We start from the raw sequence: 18,063 nt of genomic DNA on the forward strand, positions 1-18,063 counted from the left end.
TAAAAAAAAGCACTGCCCCTTAAGCGGGACAGCGCTTCGATTGGATACTCCTTGTTTTCTTTACTTTTTACGTAGAGAACGGGCTTCTGACTGTATGGCTTTGAAGAAAGCAAAGCCCATTAAAATCATAACGACGGCAAATGGAAGTGCAGCGATGATCAGCATATTCTGGAGTCCTTGTGTACCGCCAAAATACACTACGACTGCTGCTATCGCTGACTGGATGAGTCCCCAAGTGATTTTCACTCTGTTGCTTGGATTAAGCGTACCGTTTGTACTCAACATTCCCAGTACGAAAGTGGCTGAATCCGCAGAAGTAATAAAGAAAATCGCAATGACGACAATCGTCAGGATAGACATGAATGTGCCGAGTGGATATTCAGCAAGCACTCCAAATGTCGATGTTGCCAATGAGAATTCTGAAATGATCGCTGTTCCAAGCTGTTCCAGCCTCAATGCGGAAACACCAAATACCGCAAAGAAGATAAAGCATACAAGGGAAGGCAGCAGAAGCACGCCGAATAAGAACTCTTTCACTGTCCGCCCTTTTGAGATACGGGCAATGAAAATTCCGACGAACGGCGCCCAGGAAATCCACCATGCCCAATAGAAAATGGTCCAGCCATTGATCCAGCCCCGATTTTCTTCGCTCAAAGGAGCCAGCCTCAAACTCATATCAAAAAAGTCTGAGATGTAGCTGCCGAGTGTGTGGGTAAACATATTAAGGATGTACATTGTCGGTCCTGCAATAAACAGCAGGACAAGCAGTAAAATGGCCAATCCCATATTGATATTACTTAAGTATTTGATTCCTTTGCCGATTCCCGACCAGGCTGACCAGATAAAGAGAACCGTAGCCACAGCGAGCACAATCAACTGTACAGTGAAACTGTCCGGCACTCCGAACAAAAAGGAAAGTCCGCCGGTGATCTGGGCAGAACCGAATCCAAGCGTAGCCGCAACACCGATTACGGTTGCGAATACAGCCAGTACATCAACAGTCTTGCCAAGTGCGCCGCCCATTAATTTTTCTCCAAACAGAGGCGTCAGTGTGGCACTGATCAGGCCGGGAGCTCCCCGGTTGAACTTGAAATAGGCCAATACAAGCCCGACTAGTGCATAGACTGCCCAAGCATGGATACCCCAGTGGAAAAAGGAGTACTTTAAGGAATCCTTAACAGCGGCATTCGTCCCTTCTTCATGTAAAGGACTGCTGATAAAAGCGTGCGAAATCGGTTCAGCGGTCGTCCAAAAGACAAGTCCGATCCCCATCCCGGCACTAAAGAGCATCGCAAACCAGGAAGATTTGCTGAACTCCGGCTCGTCATCCTTCTTTCCCAGTTTTATATTGCCGAAACGTGAGAACATCAAGAAAACACAGAAAAGAAGAATGGCGATAACAAGCAGCAAATAAAACCAGCCAAAATCACTTAATATACGGCCGGTAACTTCTGAAGTAAATGTGTTCAAATTTTCAGGAGCGATTGCTCCCCAGATTACCACAATTAATGAAATAGCCAATGCATACCAAAAAACATGTGTTGCTTGTTTCATACTTCACCTCTCATAAACATTTCTACAGTACGAGAGTATCCAACTATATTAATAGTATCATAACTCCAAGAGGGATGCTCCTAATGTGGCTGTGCGTGAATAGCATAGCCTTCAGACTGCGGATTTATACAATTTGCATGCAGACAAATGCGATTATTGTAAATTACTCCCTTTTATATTTTTAAATTTTCTGAAAATACTATACAATAGATGTGTAAGATTTTAATGGACGAGCCAAAGGACACTAGAAAAAAAGGAGAGATGGTTAGTGGTATTTGAAAATCTTGGTCTTGATGAAAAGACACAACAAAATTCAAATGAAGAAACCAAGCCTTATCTTACTGCGCTGATCGGCTGGAGCCTTCCGGCTATTGAAGCATGCCATAAGTTAGGGAAACCTTTTGTAGTTGTAGGTCCGCCTGATTTTGAAGGATTTGCAGAAAAGAATGATATTACATTTGTCGGATGGGATTTTGAACGGTTAAATGAAGGATCAGATCAGTTGTATAAGAAGCTGAAAGAACTGGGAGCAGAAGTAGCTGTCCCTTTATATGAAGAATGCGTAGAGTGGGCCGGTGCCTTGAATTCGCGATTCCGGAATGAACCAAGATTATTTAACCGTTCCCTTCTGCTCAGGGATAAAGGGATGATGAAGAGAAAGGCACAGATGGCTGGAATCAAGGTCGGTGTTTTTGAAGAAGCTTATAATAAAGACGATGTGAAGCGTTTCTTGAAGCGAGTCAATGAAGCACTGCTGAAAATAGAAGGGGACAAAAATGACCCGATTCATGTAAAGCCGCTGGATAAAGCAGGATCTGTCGGGCATAGGGCCTTTGATACAGTGGAGGAAATTGATGAGTTGCAGGATACGGACTTCCCTCTTCTTATGGAAAGCCATTTATCCGGACAGGAATTTTCCTGCGAGGTATTTGTTCATAAAGGGAAAATTCAATTTCTGAATATCACGGAATATGTCCGGCTTGGCTATTCCAATTTTGTGCCGCCTTCCCCCTCACTTGAAGCAAAGCGGCCGTTAATACGTGAGGCGGTCCAGCAGCTGATTGATGCCTTTGAAGTGGAATACGGGGTTATTCATCCAGAATACTTTATTACCCCTGATGGAACCCTTCACTTTGGCGAGGTTGCCGCCCGGGTGCCGGGAGGGCATATTTTTGACTTGATTGAACGGACCTACGGGTTCAGCGCTTATCAGGCACAGATCCTTTGCAGTGACCCCGACACAACAGAAGAAGAACTGAAAGAGTTCTTTCCGGGCGATGATGAAGCAAATGGATATGCAGGATGCTTAATGGTCCATCCGCATAAGAATTACATTCAGGAATTGGATGTGCCTGATGAGCTAGAAAACCACCCCTATTTCGAAAAGCATGATATGTTCGAACCGGCTCAAGGGAAAGTATCGGAGAGAATCGGTTTTGGCAATCACTACGGCACCATTTTCCTTCATGGGGAAGATAGTGCAGTAATGGAGGATCTGCTGAAAAAATACGAACAATATAATTTTTATAAATAAAGGATTTAGTAGTTAGAAAGGTTGTTATTTAGTATATTTTAAAACTGCTGATCGATATATATGTGATTGGAGCGGAAGGCGTGCGACCTCCTGCGGGACTAGCGTGACAGGTGAGACCAAGGTTACGTACCCACCGGAACGTAACCCCGCAGGCGAAGCCGAGGAGGCTCACCGCACGCCCCGCGGAGTCGCACGCCTAGAGCGGAAATCACTTTTCTACAAGTATTTGAGCACAACAATATTCTAACCAATACACAAAAAGGAGCTGGAACATGTCTACTGAAATCACTGATAAATTAGCGGACCGTTTTGCCCATGCTCTGAATGAACTTGATAGAGCGGCACCTTTTGCCAAATCGATGTATCAGACCGATGTATACCAAGAGGCGGGCCGTTTGATGAAAACAATGGAAGGAATGGAGGTCCTGTTTCACTTCGCCAATCGATTTGAAGAAGCGGGCGTTTTCACCGGAGGGCCATGGGAACATGCTCCAAAACTGCAGCCGCCCCTTGTAGCGGGATCATTACGGACGAAAGGTCTGGCATCAATCATTGAAATCCTTAGTGACCTGAGGATGCTCTCTATTGCCAGGGGAAATTATACTCACCCATCAATGAGTGCTGAGGAAGCCCAGACGTTTTTAAACGAAATTCTCGCACTGAATTTGGACTTGCTTTTCCTTGGCGAGGAAGATGGGGCGTTGATTGAGGAGACAGATCAGGCTGAACAGCTTGACCGCTCACAGCGATTCTTTCAGTTTCTATTCTACAGAATCTCTTCAGAGGCATTGACCCGAACGCTGGGTGATGAGATAGAGCGGCTTACCTCGCAACGGCCGATTATGGTGAAGAGAGTGAATTCCATGATTGCGATGGCAAAGAAACTGCTTAAGAGAGCAGGAGAGGGAGAAAGCGAAAAGCGTCCATTAGCCAGGTATATCAAAGCAATTGAGGGGCCAACCCCTTTAAGTGAGAAATACCCCAGCCTGAATGATTACCGGACCAATTTGAAAAATCTGTCCGAAGATGATCTGGTGACAGAAGCAGAGGTGTTTTCCAAGTCGATGGAAGCGACCGGCCTTGTCGCCTATCAGCATGCCATTCTGGTCAGGTTCCTGAGCCGCAGCAAACCGGAACTCCTGCCTATCGCATTGAATCTGACAGATAAGGGAAAAGCGAATATTGAGGAGCATCATGAACTGGTTAAGCAGCTTATTAAAGTAGGCATTTATCCCGCAACAAGGCAGGCTGTGTATGGTCTTGCCAGAATGCTTGACCGTGGTGTGCTGTCTTATTCCCCTGTTATCCCGGGCCTGCGCAGGCTGATTGAACTCGATATCAAACCAGAGGTAAGGAAAGACCTGCTAAATGCTTATGAAAACCGCCAAGGCCTGACGGCAAATACGATACTCCTGGCAGGTGTCATCAGCGTGCTTGGGCAGCCTCTTGGAATCGGACAGGGCCTTAATCCGACATGCCAATCTGCCAGAGGAATCAGTCTGTGGGCCCAGCATGCTCCGGGGTACCTGCTGGAACTTATACCGCGTGCGGCGAGAGATGGGGATATCGATTTGAAGTTCGAGGGGATGCCCATCCACTCAAAAGATTTAGCCGGCGGGCTGGCACCCGAACTGCATAAAGAATTAGATCCGGTCTCGCTGGTTCTCGTTCCACATCTTGATCGAATTTATAATGAAATGATGACCAGGGTGGCTCTTCGTGGAGAGGATGGCCATCGCTGGGTGAACCCTGCTTTCTATGGAAACTGGGTCCAAAGCGGTTTTAGCAACGTGATTGAGCCAATAACCGGAACCGTCACTGATTATCCAGGTTATATTCGTTTATTCTATGCGACCCATCATCCCGATTATAATGATGACTATGAGTTGATTTATCCGAATCCAGTGGGAATTTTCATAACCAATGTCCATGGAAAACTGTTAGGCTATCATGCTGTATCCATCCTTAGAATCGCAAGGGTCCCGTCTGGTGACTATCGGATATACTTTTATAATCCAAATAATGATAGTTCCCAGAATTGGGGCCAGGATATTGAACCAGCTGTATCAGGTAATGGAGAACGCGAAGGGGAGTTTTCACTTCCTTTCCATGAGTTCGTATCCAGGCTCTATGCCTTCCACTATAATCCCTATGAACAGGGAGATGCTTTCGCAGTGGAAGATGAAATTGTCGATAGGATTGAAAAACTGGCAAAAGAAAGCTGGGGAAAAGAGTATACATGGGTGGAAGTTTGATTCACTTTAAGAAACGATGCGGCTTGCCCGCATCGTTTCTTAGCACTTCTAATGAATTACTTTAAAAGGAGGCTCAAAAATTCTTTTGTCCCTTCAGCATAAGGTGCTGATGAGCTTTTCGTTTCAATTTTCATTGTATCGCTCTCAGGGCTGTCCCCTTCCCCGACCCAGTAGAAGGCGGCATTGCGAACTCCGCAGCTAACAGCAGTTTCAGCCATAACAAGGTCCCCTGGACTGTCACCAAACACATAAACAGGACTTTCTCCGGGTGAAGCCTGGTCAAATACCCATTCCGCTCCGATTTTCTTTGAAAGGTCCGGTGGGATCACATCAACTCCATATGTTGATAAAATTACTTTTTTGTTATACCTGCCAGCCACCTCTTTGGCTTCAGCGGCATACTCCTTTAGTGCTTGTCTCGTCTGCTTCAGGTGTTCTTTATCTCCCGGATTACCATGGACTGATTCAACCGTCCCCATGGATTCTTTTGTGCCATCCCATTCAATCAGACCTTTATACTGTGATTTCTGACTGATATCCCGCAGCTTTTCTTTTATCTCCTCCTGAACGATAAACTGTTTATCCAGATTCCATTTAGCAATGTCAGGGCCTATCCCTTTGATGGCTCCATGTTCAGCAACACAAAACAGGGTGGACCAGTCCTGATGTTGATTCAAGGCAGAAAGTATGTTTTCTTGAAGCCACTTTCTTGATCGGCCGGTAATCATTGCGATTTGCTCATTTTGCTTGTGAAGCTCTTCAATCATATGAAGCACTTCTTTACTTGGCCGGGCATGCTCATCGGTCAGCACCCCATCCACATCAAAAATATAAAATGGCATTTGGTAACCTCCCTATATGGCTTTTCATTATTATTTTCACAAGGAAAGCAGAATTAAACTATTTAAAAGTATCTTTGCTGGAAGAGCGAAGGACATAAAACGGAGGTAAAGGATAAAATGATGTCCCTCCCTGGAAGAGCGAAGGACATGAAACAACGGTAAAGACTCAAATAATGTCCCCCGCTTCCTTGTAGTACATCAACCCGGCTGGACTTAAATTGAAAAGCTGAATTACCACTCTTTTGGCTCATAATCCAATTCACGGAAGAGCTGTTTTTTCTCTTTCTTTGTCAGATCCCTCCACTGGCCAACAGGCAGGTTGCCGAGGTGGATATTCATAATACGGACCCGCTGCAGCCTGAAGACATCATAGCCAAGGGCTTCACACATGCGGCGGATCTGCCGGTTCAATCCCTGAGTCAGGATGATTTTAAAGTCAAACTTGGATAGTTGTTCTACTTCGCACGGGAGAGTCTTGGTGCCCAATATTTTGACTCCCTCAGACATCTGCTTTAAAAATTCAGGGGTGATGGGCTTATCGACGGATACGATATATTCTTTCTCATGTTCATTTTCCGCTCTTAGAATCTCGTTGACAATATCTCCATCGTTGGTGAGCAGTATCAAGCCGTCGGAATCCTTATCAAGCCTTCCAATATTGAATATACGCAATGGGTGGTTTACAAGGTCGACGATGTTCCCTTTGACATTCTTTTCAGTTGTACTCGTAATCCCGACCGGTTTATTCAAAGCAATGTAGACATTGTTGCGGGCAACACGCAGCTGCTGGCCGCTTACCCTGATATCATCTCCCGGCTCGACCTGGTCTCCGATCTTTGCCTTTTTGCCGTTTATTGTGACTCGGCCTTCTTCAATCAGCCTGTCCGCCCCTCTTCGGGAGGCTTTGCCGGCTTCACTGATAAATTTATTTATACGCATTCATACACACACCTTCAACTGGTTCATTACAGCTTTAAGAATACCCAATTACTGTAGTGTTTTCAAGGAACTCAAAAAGGTGTCTGGTACAAATAAGGCTATTTGTACCAGACACCCCGCATTTTACATAAGCAGCAGAAATCCGGACGGCTGGCACTTTCCAGACAAAATAGGCCAGTAGAGCGGTTGCTGACAAACTGATCGGCATTGCTTTTAAAGCCGGCATGCGCAAAATGACAAGAAATAAGAAAACAGCTAAAACTGGTGTAAGTGCGGTAATTAGTTCAAAAAAATTCATGGTTTTTCATCCCTTTTTTTAGGTGCTGTTTAGTATATATTCAGTATAAGAGAATTTAGATGTAAAGTATGTGGATTATTTGTGAAATGTTTCACAAACCTATAAAAAGAGTTATTATCCTTGAAGCCGTTTTGGATGATATTATGTATAATTAAAAGGCTCCAGCCGAACAGACTGGAGCCTTTCCTTTTCGTGTAATACTTTACATATCCTTTAAAAAGAAGTCCGGGCTCCAAAGTGAGGTAATTAACCTTGGACCCAAGCTATATGTTTAAAATTTAAAATGCTGTATAGCTTCTTTCAGCTTCCCGGAGGTAGCATTCAGTGAGCTTGATAAGGCATTTAATTCTTCCATTGTCGCCAATTGTTCCTCAGATGAGGCGGCAACTGTTGAAATCGCATGATTGTTAGCACTTGCTATTTCAGCTATGTTACCGATAGAAGCTGACACCTCAATGGAACTCGCGGATAATTGCTCAGACGTTGCTGAAATCTCCTGTATGCCTTCGTTCACTCTCTTAGTAGATTCAAGGATATCCTTGAACATATGGCCGGACAGCTTAACATCATTGATTCCTTTTATGACTTCCTGATTTACTAGATCCATTGATTTGACGGAGTTATGAGTATAATCGTTGATTTCGCCAATCAGCTTGTTTACTTTATCAGTAGAGTCAGCTGTTTGTTCAGCCAGCTTCCTTACTTCTTCCGCAACTACAGCGAATCCTTTGCCGTGTTCCCCAGCCCTTGCTGCTTCAATGGCAGCATTTAAAGCGAGAAGGTTGGTTTGGTCGGCAATGCTACTTATAAGTGAAATGATCTGGCTCACTTCTTTTGAATGAGTTTCTAAGAGATTTATAGTTTGGATCGATCTTTGAACCGATTGATCTACAGTGCTCATTTGTTCAACAGCCTGATTGATGGATTTATATCCATTCTCGGCCTGTCGCAGTGTTTTATCAGAGGACTCTGAAACGAGATAGGCAGATTCTGAGATTCTTTGGATTCCCAGTGCGTTTTCTTCCGTAGCTTTTACAGACTCTTCTGTACTGATTTTTTGTCCTTCGGCACCTTCCATGACTTCTTGGACGGATAACGTCACCTGCTCGGCTGAAACGGCAGTTTGATCAGCGCTTTCTGATATTTCTTTGGTAGAAGATGAAAGTGTGAAAACTGTGTCATTAATACTTGAAATCACTTTTTTAAGTTGAAGGGACATATCATTGACCGCTTGCCCCAGCTGGCCGATTTCGTCTTTCGATTTTACTTTAATCTCCTCTGCCTGAAGGTTACCACTAGCGATCTCCTGTGTAATACGTGTAATTCGCTGCAGAGGTTTTATTGATCTTGCAGCAATAAACCAGATGCTGAGAATGCCGATGATTAATTCAATTAGTATAAAAAGGGTGAGGCTGGAGGCAACTTCTTCTGCAATCTGATTGTAAGGCGTATTCGGAACTCCTACATACCAAATGCCGATAATGTCCCCGGCAGCATTCCGGATAGGCTCATAGGCTGTCTGGTTGATTGTGCCGACCACATTCGCCTCCCCGATAAACGTATTCCCTTCACTAAGGACATCTTTTGCGACTTCTTCAGACACTTGAGTGTTGATGGCACGTGCACCTTCTTCTGTCTGGACGTTGGTAGCAACTCTTGTATCCCCTTTGAAGATCGTTACGGTATCTCCGGTTAATTCTCCGATTCGGTCGACAATATCAAAGTTTCCATCCATAATCTCGCTGCCTTTAACAAGATTTCCCCCTTGAATTGACCAATCGCCTGGATATTTTTCATCAATTAGTTCCTTCCCCAATTGCAAATCCGACTTCAATTTTTCTTGTGCAGATTGAATCGTTTTTGTTTTGACCTGAATAACAGAATAAACTCCTATGGCTGAGGTTCCGAGTAAAAATGAGATGGCGATAAATAATACAAGTTTCAAACGTATGCTCATTGTTTTTCTCCTTTTATGTTGGTGGATTAACCAAATATTTTGGCTGATTTGAAATTTATTTTCATCATGTATAACTTATGTACAATATATATGTAATCACAAGGTGAATTGATTTACCAGAAATAAGTATTAAGTACTAGTTGTTTAGAACTAATATATATCTATGAAAAAACAAGGCTGACCCCACAAGCTGGGAGACTGCTCTCCCGCCTATGGGCTCAACCTTTCTTACCTGTGTTTTGTTCTCTTAATATTGGGAGTGTACAACATCGGAAAGAGCCGCCAGCTTTAATGATCTCGGTAAAATCGACTTCGAGGACGTCAAAACCTTTCTGGCGCATTTGCTGATTGGCTTCTGTATTGCTGGGAAGACTGATCACTTTATTGCTGCCGATTGACAACACATTAGTTGCAAGCTTCTTTTGTTCCGCTTTCGTAACGGCAATCAGGTCATACCTTGAACTGAAAAACTGTAAATCTTTATCTGTCAAAGCTTCCCTATAGACAAGTGCAACCGTTGGAGAGATCACATTGAATATGCAGTCGAGGTGCAGGAACTTCTCTTTGAAGGGAATAGCTCTTATTTTATAGTGAGGCAGCAAGCTTTGCAGGTGGTCAACAGCTTTTTGGTGTGTTCGTTCACTCAAACCGATATACACATTGTCCTCATCAATCAGGACATCTCCGCCTTCGATTTTGTCTTTTGCAAGGTTATAGTAAGAAAGCTCTTCATCTTCAAGCCATTGTTTCAGAATATTTTCTTCTCCTATCCGGGTGCTGCTTGCAATTTTACCAACGAAAATCGTTTGTCCTAAAGTGAAACCGATGTCCCGGGTATAGACTTGTTCAGGGAATTTTTTGTGGTGAGGAAGCAAGGTTACGTCAATATCATTTTGCCGCAAAACGGAAACGAATGCCGCATGCTGGCTGACCGCATGTTCAATCTCGATGCCATCACTCCCCGAGCCGCCATTCCTTACAGTTAAATGATGTGGTTCACAAAGCAATACCTTCTTCAATGTATCGTACTCACTGCTGCAATAGGTGCTGTCCTGGACTTGGTAATTTGTGCTCATTGATATTCTCCTTATAAGTAGATATAAGTATAGGGTAGACGCAAAATCCTGATAATATTTATGATGTTAAAAAGCGCTTTCGAAAACAGTATTGCCCGCCAAAAATCCTTCATTCTTTTAAAAAACAGCTTATCAATTAGATTCTCCACAAAGCTCTATTGAAAAACATTTCCAAGAGTATTCTGCTATCAAACGATTTATTGTTTTGTGATATAGTATGTATATTATGAAACCGCAAGCCTACTTCAGCAGTGGTTTTATTTAATAATAGAGTGGAGAGGTTCATTATGCTTATAACTGAAGATCAATTCAGACTTGAGAAGCTCGAGAATTTATTTAAGAATAAATCTGGAGATATAAATAATGATTTACTTAAATCCCAGAAGTTTATGGATGGGATTAAAAGCTTGATTGAGGTATGCGGCGATGATCCGGATAGAGATGGCCTGGAAGAAACGCCGTTCAGAGTATTAAAGGCGTTTCTCGAATATACCGAAGGATACCGGGAAGACCCTAAGCAGCATCTGGAAAAAGTATTCGATGTTCAGCATAAAGAGCTTGTCATGGTCAAAGATATTGAATTTTACTCCATGTGTGAACACCATTTTGCGCCATTTTTTGGTGTCGCTCATGTGGGATATATACCTGATAAAAAAATCACCGGGTTGTCTAAATTAGGACGTATGGTGGAAGGATATGCGAAGCGTTTTCAGGTTCAGGAAAGGCTGACAAATGAAATCGTTCAAGCCGTCGAAGATATCCTGGAGCCTCAAGGGACAATGGTGGTCATTGAAGCAAAGCATATGTGCATGTGTGGAAGAGGCATCAAAAAATCCAATGCGTCAACGACGACAACGGCAGTAAGAGGTCTGTACGCTGATAAAGCGGAGGCCAGAATGGAATTTCTGTCTCTGCTTAATCGATAATGATGTAAATTGCGGGTGAAAATAATGAGGCATGCAGTAATTAGCGCAGGCTCAAAAGGTCTGGGCAGGAAGGTAACTGAACAGTTTCTCCAACAAGGATGTTCGGTAACGGTCAATTTCAGAAGTGACCATGCAAGGGTTGAAAAACTGAAACAAGAGTGGACACATTATGAGGAACAACTGCAATTTGTTCAGGGGGATATCACCAAAAAGAATGATATTCAGAACATTATTGACCAGGCGATGGATCGGTTTGGGCGTATTGATTACCTGATTAACAATGCCGGCCCTTATATTTTTGAACGAAAAAAACTGGCTGATTATGAGGATTCTGAATGGGAGGAAATGATCAGCGGTAATTTGACAGCCGTATTTCATTTCTTGAAAATGACCATTCCGATTATGAGAAAGCAAAGATTCGGCCGGATCATCAACTACGGTTTCCAGGATGCGGAACATTCCCCCGGCTGGGTCTACCGTTCAGCATTCAGTGCTGCCAAAGTTGGTTTGGTATCATTGACACGTACGATCGCTCTTGAAGAAGCGGAGTATGGAATTACAGCCAACATGGTCTGTCCCGGAGATATAAGGGGGGCAATGAAGGAGTCTGATATTGAAGCGGCAAGAAAGTTTATAGATGAGCGCACTCCTATCGGCCGGTCCGGCACCGGTGAAGATATCTCCCGCCTGATTGCCTTCCTATGTGATGATAATTCTGATTTGATCACAGGCAGTATCATTTCGGCAACAGGCGGAATCAATGTAGTGAGCCGTAACGGACAAACAAATCCTGCATCGAGTTGATGCAGGATTTGTTGTGTTTATTATTATCGAACTCTCACTTCAGAACCATTTGGCATGTATACCTAACTCCCTGCCAGAATCTTTCCTAAACGTTTAGAAGCAACTTTTTTCGAATAATCTCTTCTCGGTGTATAAAAGCAGGGCCTCCAATGGACAATATAAGAGTAAAATTCCGTGAAAAGAGGTCATATTTTAATGCAAAACCAAGATAACCAAGGGTTTTCCCACGATGAATTCAAGCTTTCCAAGTCAGGCTTCGATCCGAAAATGCCTGGCCATACAAATCAACATTCAAATGAAATGGTGTTGAGGCAGGAGCCAAGAACAGCGAGAAAAGAAGGCAGTGGAATCAGCCTTCCACATGATACACGCCTGGAAATGGGGTTAATGCTTGATGAGCACTTATGTGCTTTGAGCGTAGCGCTTAATCAATATACAAAGCATCACTGGCTGACTGAAGGGGCCGAGTCGTTCGGAAGCCTCCACCACATTCTTGATGAGCATATTGATGTCACCAAGAAGCACATTGATATGGTCGGCGAGCGTGTTGCAAGGTTAGGTGTCGTTCCTACGGCCCATCCGGTAACCCAGCACGAACTTTCGTATATCAAGCATGAAGTAGAAGGCCGGTATACGATGAGGGATTTTCTTCGTAACGACCTGGAGCATGAAATTAAAATACAAGGCATGATGAGAAAAACAATCAAACGGGCACATGAGCTCAACGATTTTGGAACTGTGCAGGTATTGGAAGAAGTTCTTCTTAAGAGAGAAGACTTTGGCTACCATATCTGGAGCCTTCTTGAAGATGATTCATTAGTACGCGGAATGACCCATCTTCTTGATGGGGACCAGGACATTGCTGATAATCGCCATTTGAACGATAACCTTCCTAACTAAAACAAATCAGGATAAGAGAAGACTGTCTCCTCTTATCCTGATTTGTTTTTATCCGTTCTTATTACCTTCTTTGATCATTTCAACATAAAACTTAATCGCATTTATATAATTCTCTATGCTGACATGCTCATTGGTCCCATGCATTCTGTTCAGGTCTTCCGAAGTGATCTGGACAGGCAGGAAGCGGTAGGTATTCTCGGAAACGCTGTCGTAATGCTTGGCGTCCGAACCGGCAAACATAAGGTAGGGGGCGATGACTGCTTCTTCATAGACATTTCTGGCAGCTTGCTGAACAGTCTCGAATGGCGAACCTTCAACCGCTGACACTTTGGTTGCTTCACTGCCGCTAACGTCAACGGCAATTCCCTCATCATCAATCGTTTCTTCAATAAAAGCCTTGACGTCCTCAAGAGAATCGCCCGGCATTAGGCGCAGATTAATGATGGCAGAAGCCTTTTCAGGGAGGGCATTATATTGTTCTCCAGCCTGAAAGATTGTTGGAGCAATTGTCGTGCGGATTAACGCAGCAGACGCGGGCTGCCCCAGCAAAACTTCTTCGATGATTGGTTCAAAAATGAACTTATTTGAAAAGATATACTTCATGCCCAAGTTCATTTCGGGTGCGACATACTCAAATAAATCCTCGCCCGGGCCTTTAAGATCTTCCGGGAACTGTGTGTCTTCAAGCTTGGAGATTGCGCTTGCGATCCGGCCGATGTTGGTTTGCTCCTTAGGCTGCGAAGAATGGCCGCCGCTGCCTTCAATAGTCAGTTCTGCTATGGCAGATCCCTTTTCTGAGATCCCGACAACGCCGACGGGACTTTCCACACCTGGAACCATATTTTCTACGATTGCTCCACCTTCATCCAAGACGAAATCGAAGTGGACGCCCCTTTCTTTCAGAGTGGAAGCAATGGCACTTGCTCCTTCATCTCCGCCTATTTCTTCATCAAAGCCGAACATGAAGTACATATCTCTTCCGGGTTGGAAATCCTCACTTATAAGATACTCAATGGCCTCGAGAATCCCAATGACACCAATTTTGTCATCCAAGGTTCCGCGCCCCCAGATTTTCTCATCGACAACGGCTCCGCTGAAGGGATCCTGTTCCCAATTCTGTTCAGTCCCAGCTAAAACAGGCACAACATCATAATGGCTGGTCAAGCCTATAGGATTTTTGGAAGGATCTGTGCCTGTCCACCTATATACAAGGGAATAATCATTCACTTTTTCTAAAGACAATTGCGAGTGGACGGAAGGATAGCTTCGTTTCAAAAATTCAATGAACTGATCAAACTCGTTGAAATCAAATTTGCTTCTGTCTTGATATGAAATCGTTTTGTATGTAATAGCCTCTGAAAGGTGCTTGACCGCTTTCTCTTCATTGATTGAACTATTCGAGGAATTTGGCACAGGTTGTTTCGAGTCAATCATCACAAAGTTGAAAGCGGTTACAATAATAAAAACAGATAAGACAGCTCCGGCAATTAACAAAAATAGCTTCGATTTTTTCACCCTTTTTCCTCCCTCTTTTAAACCTATTATAATTTACCTCATCTAATTTTAGAATAGTCAGAAAAATATTATCTGTTTCAGAGTGAGTTGGAGGAAAAAATAATTTCCCCCTCTGAAACAGCAAAAGGCTTTATCTCCCCTTGGAGATAAAGCCTTTAAAAAAAAGATATCGCTTACAAAATTACGCCCACCACATTTTGCCGACAGATTCTTTCACCATGATTGGTTTCAGGTTCTCAACCGCTTTTGTAAATCCTTCATCAATCGACATGAGGCCGTCTTCATGTTCAATACTGACAACATAATCATAATCATACAGCCTGAGGGTGCTGATCATATCGGCCCAAGTTTTCTGGTCGTGTCCAAAACCGACAGTACGGAAATACCACGAACGGTCACGCAGCTCCGAGTAATCTGTCATATCAGTCAAGCCGTGCCTGTTCATATTTGGTTCATCGATGATGGTGTCTTTGGCATGGAAATGATGGATGGCATTTTCGCGGCCGAGTATTTTGATCGCTTCAACAGGATCGATTCCTTGCCACCACATATGGCTTGGGTCAAGGTTTGCCCCGATGGCGGGACCGCAGGCTTCTCTCAAACGAAGCATTGTGGAAGGAGTATGGACGCTGAATCCTCCATGAAGCTCCAATCCTATTTTTACATTGTAAGAAACAGCCAGGTCATTCTTTTCTTTCCAGTAAGGGATAAGTTTTTCTTCCCATTGCCATTTCAACACTTCCTGGAAATCATGGGGCCAAGGCGTGACAGGCCAGTTCGGATACAAGGCATGTTCATGGTCGCCTGGGCAGCCGGAGAATGTGTTGACAACCGGGACACCAAGCTTGGAAGCAAGTTTGATCGTTTTAACCAATATTTCATCAGCTGGTTCTGCTATTTTTTTCTGTGGATGCAGAGGATTTCCGTGGCAGCTCAGAGCACTAATCATTAATCCATATTGTTCAATCTTTTGCTTGAATTCGTTCAGCTTGCCTTCATTTTCAAGCAGTTCATCCACTTTACAATGTGCATCCCCCGGATAACCGCCTGTACCTAATTCAACAGCTTCGATTCCTTTTGAAGAAACATACTCCAACATGTCATCAAAGCTTTTATCTGAGAATAAAACTGTAAAAACACCTAATTTCATAAAGTAACCCCCTTGGATGAGTTTTCTGAATATATCGTTTTGTAATCCGTTACATTTTTAACATATAGAAAAAAATTAAATAAATCAATAGATAACCAAGAATATATTTTTAGTGTTGACAGAAAAGTTTGAGATATATTACTATTTAATTGTAAACGATTACATCATTTCATTTACAGTGATTTAAGAAAGTAGGCTGTGCAGAAGATGGCAAACATCCAACAGGTTGCTAAACAGGCTGGAGTTTCAGTTGCAACTGTATCAAGAGTATTAAATGGACAAAACTCCGTTTCAACTAAAACAAGAATCAAAGTGGAAGATGCAATCAGAAAGTTGAATTATGAACCGAGTATGCTGGGAAGGAATTTAAGAAATTCCGAGAGCCGCATTCTCCTTGTTATGATTCCTACCATCTCCAATCCATTTTATCTGGAGATCATTAAGGGAATTGAGCAGATTGCCATAAGCCAAAATTATAATATTTTATTGTGTGAGACAGATTCTGATCCGGAGAGGGAAAATATCTACTTCGATATGGTCAGAAAAAAGATGGCCGACGGAATCATCTCGATGGATCCGGCTGTCAATGTGGAAACATTAAAACAGCTGGCTGAGAAGCACGCAATCATCCAGTGCAGTGAGTATTCAGAGGACAGCGGTATTCCTTACATCACCATCGATAATGAAGAAGCTTCTTACCGGGCAGTCAAGCATTTGATCAAGATCGGCAATGAAAACATCGCGATGATCAATTCGGACGAAAAGAACCTGTATGCGAGATTGAGGAAGAAAGGCTATCAAAGAGCTTTAGAAGAACATGGTATACCATTTAATGAAGATTGTGTAATAACGGTTCAGCAGCTGGGCTTTGAAAATGGCCAGCAGGCAATGAAGAAAATATTGAATTTAAAGGACAGGCCGACTGCAGTGTTTGCGGTGTCGGATCTTCTGGCAATCGGGGCGCTGAAAGAGATCAATAATAATGGCCTTAATGCACCTGATGATATTGCGGTTGTCGGCTTCGATAAAATCGATTTTTCAAATATGACCCATCCTACCCTGACGACCATCGCCCAGCCGATGTACAAGATGGGAACGATGGCAGCAAAGATGCTGATTGATCAGATTAAAGGAGAAAAGGTTGAAAGCATCATTTTGGGACATGAGCTGGTTATACGGGAATCCACTTCAGGGTAATCCATACAACTAAGCTCAGCGCTCTGTTATTAATATTTTAATGATAGAGCGCTGACCTTAGATGTAAATGTAATCGATTACATAGAAGGGGAGCTAAGAACTAAGGGTACTTTGAAAAAAGAATCCAAAAAAACAAAGGGGTGCTTAGATTGAAGAAGTTTTTTGTTCTATGTTTATCTTTAATAACGGTTTTTGGCTTGGTCGCTTGTAACAGTGAGCAGGGAAGCAGCGGCAGTGATGATGATACCATCAAGATCGGTATTTCTCTTCCTTCTGCAACACACGGATGGATGGGTGCGCTTATCGACAGTGCTGAAAAACAGGCACAGGCTCTTGAAGACAGTGAAGGTATTGAATATGTAATGACAAATGCAACAGATCCAAATAAACAGGCTAATGATGTAGATGACCTTATTGCTCAAGACGTGGATGCAATTGTCATGCTTCCAATCGAATCTGCAGCGCTGTCTCCTGTCGGGCAAAAAGTGAAGGATGCAGGAATTCCTCTTGTCATCGTTGACCGTGAGCTTGAAAATGATGCAGCTACAGTAGTTGTGAAGGGTGACAACGAAGGAATTGGTGTAAATGCAGGTGAATACTTTGTTGAGAAGTTAAATGGAGAAGGTAAAGTCGTTGAAATAACAGGTCCTCCAAGTTCTGTTACCGAACAGCGTGGGGCAGGATTCCAGGAAGCGATGGAAAATGCGGATGGTATTGAAGTGATTGCCTCTCAAAGTGGTGACTTCTCTACTGAAAAGTCTTTGGAAGTAATGCAGAACATCCTACAGGCCCATGATCAGATCGATGCTGTTTTCACACAGGACGATGGAATGGCTCTGGGCGTATTGCAAGCGATTAAAGAAGCTGGCCGTGACGATATTCAATTCGTAACGGGTGCAGGCGGCGGTAAAGCGGTATTTGAAAACATCCAGGAAGGCGGATTGATCACTGCCACATTCCTATACTCTCCAACAATGGTGGAAGATGCAGTGAAAATTGCTGTAGATCTTGCACAGGGTGGAGAGCCTGCAGAAACAATGGTAGTGAAAGAAGCTACAAAAGTTACAGATGAGAATGTTGATGAGTACTACGATCCTGAATCTAAATTCTAAAAAA

The 18,063-nt window shown here is 43.3% G+C and carries 15 protein-coding genes and 1 pseudogene; 7 read left to right on the forward strand and 9 right to left on the reverse strand.

What is annotated here, in order from left to right:
* Positions 1-60: 60 nt before the first annotated feature.
* Positions 61-1,554: a glycine betaine uptake BCCT transporter gene (locus tag M1E09_RS00340; RefSeq protein WP_456272928.1), complete on the reverse strand. Its 1,494-nt coding sequence runs from the start codon at positions 1,552-1,554 to the stop codon at positions 61-63.
* Positions 1,555-1,822: 268 nt separating this feature from the next.
* Here M1E09_RS00340 and M1E09_RS00345 point away from each other — a divergent pair, with 268 nt between their 5' ends.
* Together M1E09_RS00345 and M1E09_RS00350 are read left to right on the forward strand one after the other, a co-directional pair.
* Positions 1,823-3,088 carry an ATP-grasp domain-containing protein gene (locus M1E09_RS00345; protein WP_456272929.1) on the forward strand — a complete coding sequence of 422 codons (1,266 nt, stop codon included), beginning with the start codon at positions 1,823-1,825 and terminating at the stop codon, positions 3,086-3,088.
* A gap of 272 nt (positions 3,089-3,360) precedes the next feature.
* The gene (locus M1E09_RS00350) at positions 3,361-5,343 is read left to right on the forward strand and encodes a hypothetical protein (RefSeq protein WP_456272930.1); all 1,983 of its coding nucleotides are present in this window, start codon (positions 3,361-3,363) and stop codon (positions 5,341-5,343) included.
* A 56-nt stretch (positions 5,344-5,399) separates the two neighbouring features.
* On the opposite strand, the gene M1E09_RS00355 is transcribed toward M1E09_RS00350, so the two are convergent.
* From M1E09_RS00355 to M1E09_RS00380, 6 genes and pseudogenes are all read right to left on the reverse strand, one after another.
* Complete coding sequence (locus M1E09_RS00355) at positions 5,400-6,185, reverse strand: HAD hydrolase family protein (RefSeq protein ID WP_456272931.1); 786 nt, start codon at positions 6,183-6,185, stop codon at positions 5,400-5,402.
* Positions 6,186-6,416: 231 nt separating this feature from the next.
* Complete coding sequence (rluF, locus tag M1E09_RS00360; RefSeq protein WP_456272932.1) at positions 6,417-7,124, reverse strand: 23S rRNA pseudouridine(2604) synthase RluF; 708 nt, start codon at positions 7,122-7,124, stop codon at positions 6,417-6,419.
* 34 nt (positions 7,125-7,158) lie between these two features.
* Positions 7,159-7,422 carry an L-lactate permease gene (locus M1E09_RS00365; protein ID WP_456272933.1) on the reverse strand — a complete coding sequence of 88 codons (264 nt, stop codon included), beginning with the start codon at positions 7,420-7,422 and terminating at the stop codon, positions 7,159-7,161.
* A 271-nt stretch (positions 7,423-7,693) separates the two neighbouring features.
* The gene (locus tag M1E09_RS00370; protein WP_456274862.1) at positions 7,694-8,641 is read right to left on the reverse strand and encodes a methyl-accepting chemotaxis protein; all 948 of its coding nucleotides are present in this window, start codon (positions 8,639-8,641) and stop codon (positions 7,694-7,696) included.
* 42 nt (positions 8,642-8,683) lie between these two features.
* A pseudogene (locus M1E09_RS00375) lies at positions 8,684-9,379 on the reverse strand (cache domain-containing protein); the annotation flags it as partial.
* A gap of 218 nt (positions 9,380-9,597) precedes the next feature.
* Positions 9,598-10,455, reverse strand: a complete 858-nt coding sequence (locus M1E09_RS00380; RefSeq protein WP_456272934.1) for a dimethylarginine dimethylaminohydrolase family protein — start codon at positions 10,453-10,455, stop codon at positions 9,598-9,600.
* Between the two features lie 287 nt (positions 10,456-10,742).
* Between M1E09_RS00380 and folE the strand changes: the two genes are divergently transcribed.
* From folE to M1E09_RS00395, 3 genes are all read left to right on the forward strand, one after another.
* Positions 10,743-11,381 (forward strand): GTP cyclohydrolase I FolE, encoded by a 639-nt coding sequence (gene folE / locus M1E09_RS00385; RefSeq protein WP_456272935.1) that lies wholly within the window; start codon positions 10,743-10,745, stop codon positions 11,379-11,381.
* A 24-nt stretch (positions 11,382-11,405) separates the two neighbouring features.
* Positions 11,406-12,185: an SDR family oxidoreductase gene (locus tag M1E09_RS00390; RefSeq protein ID WP_456272936.1), complete on the forward strand. Its 780-nt coding sequence runs from the start codon at positions 11,406-11,408 to the stop codon at positions 12,183-12,185.
* Positions 12,186-12,380: 195 nt separating this feature from the next.
* A complete protein-coding gene (locus M1E09_RS00395) occupies positions 12,381-13,085 on the forward strand; it encodes a Dps family protein (RefSeq protein ID WP_456272937.1) in 705 nt (234 codons plus the stop codon).
* 48 nt (positions 13,086-13,133) lie between these two features.
* Here M1E09_RS00395 and M1E09_RS00400 read toward each other — a convergent pair whose 3' ends face one another.
* Positions 13,134-14,600 carry a M20 family peptidase gene (locus M1E09_RS00400; protein WP_456272938.1) on the reverse strand — a complete coding sequence of 489 codons (1,467 nt, stop codon included), beginning with the start codon at positions 14,598-14,600 and terminating at the stop codon, positions 13,134-13,136.
* Between the two features lie 181 nt (positions 14,601-14,781).
* A complete protein-coding gene (locus M1E09_RS00405) occupies positions 14,782-15,750 on the reverse strand; it encodes a sugar phosphate isomerase/epimerase family protein (protein WP_456272939.1) in 969 nt (322 codons plus the stop codon).
* Positions 15,751-15,957: 207 nt separating this feature from the next.
* Here M1E09_RS00405 and M1E09_RS00410 point away from each other — a divergent pair, with 207 nt between their 5' ends.
* Both M1E09_RS00410 and M1E09_RS00415 read left to right on the forward strand, forming a co-directional pair.
* Positions 15,958-16,947, forward strand: coding sequence for a LacI family DNA-binding transcriptional regulator (locus tag M1E09_RS00410; protein WP_456272940.1), 990 nt, complete (start codon positions 15,958-15,960; stop codon positions 16,945-16,947).
* 140 nt (positions 16,948-17,087) lie between these two features.
* On the forward strand, positions 17,088-18,059 hold the full coding sequence (locus tag M1E09_RS00415) for a substrate-binding domain-containing protein (RefSeq protein ID WP_456272941.1): 972 nt from the start codon (positions 17,088-17,090) through the stop codon (positions 18,057-18,059).
* The last annotated feature ends 4 nt before the right edge of the window (positions 18,060-18,063 follow it).

This window comes from Bacillus sp. AK031 (assembly GCF_053903065.1).

Bases quoted from the DNA above. Each gene is read 5' to 3' on its own strand.
- M1E09_RS00340 (WP_456272928.1), bottom strand. From the start codon at position 1,554: ATGAAACAAGCAACACATGTTTTTTGGTATGCATTGGCTATTTCATTA.
- M1E09_RS00365 (WP_456272933.1), bottom strand. From the start codon at position 7,422: ATGAATTTTTTTGAACTAATTACCGCACTTACACCAGTTTTAGCTGTT.
- M1E09_RS00355 (WP_456272931.1), bottom strand. From the start codon at position 6,185: ATGCCATTTTATATTTTTGATGTGGATGGGGTGCTGACCGATGAGCAT.
- rluF (WP_456272932.1), bottom strand. From the start codon at position 7,124: ATGCGTATAAATAAATTTATCAGTGAAGCCGGCAAAGCCTCCCGAAGA.
- M1E09_RS00370 (WP_456274862.1), bottom strand. From the start codon at position 8,641: ATGTCCCTTCAACTTAAAAAAGTGATTTCAAGTATTAATGACACAGTT.
- M1E09_RS00390 (WP_456272936.1), top strand. From the start codon at position 11,406: ATGAGGCATGCAGTAATTAGCGCAGGCTCAAAAGGTCTGGGCAGGAAG.
- M1E09_RS00410 (WP_456272940.1), top strand. From the start codon at position 15,958: ATGGCAAACATCCAACAGGTTGCTAAACAGGCTGGAGTTTCAGTTGCA.
- M1E09_RS00395 (WP_456272937.1), top strand. From the start codon at position 12,381: ATGCAAAACCAAGATAACCAAGGGTTTTCCCACGATGAATTCAAGCTT.
- folE (WP_456272935.1), top strand. From the start codon at position 10,743: ATGCTTATAACTGAAGATCAATTCAGACTTGAGAAGCTCGAGAATTTA.
- M1E09_RS00350 (WP_456272930.1), top strand. From the start codon at position 3,361: ATGTCTACTGAAATCACTGATAAATTAGCGGACCGTTTTGCCCATGCT.
- M1E09_RS00405 (WP_456272939.1), bottom strand. From the start codon at position 15,750: ATGAAATTAGGTGTTTTTACAGTTTTATTCTCAGATAAAAGCTTTGAT.
- M1E09_RS00380 (WP_456272934.1), bottom strand. From the start codon at position 10,455: ATGAGCACAAATTACCAAGTCCAGGACAGCACCTATTGCAGCAGTGAG.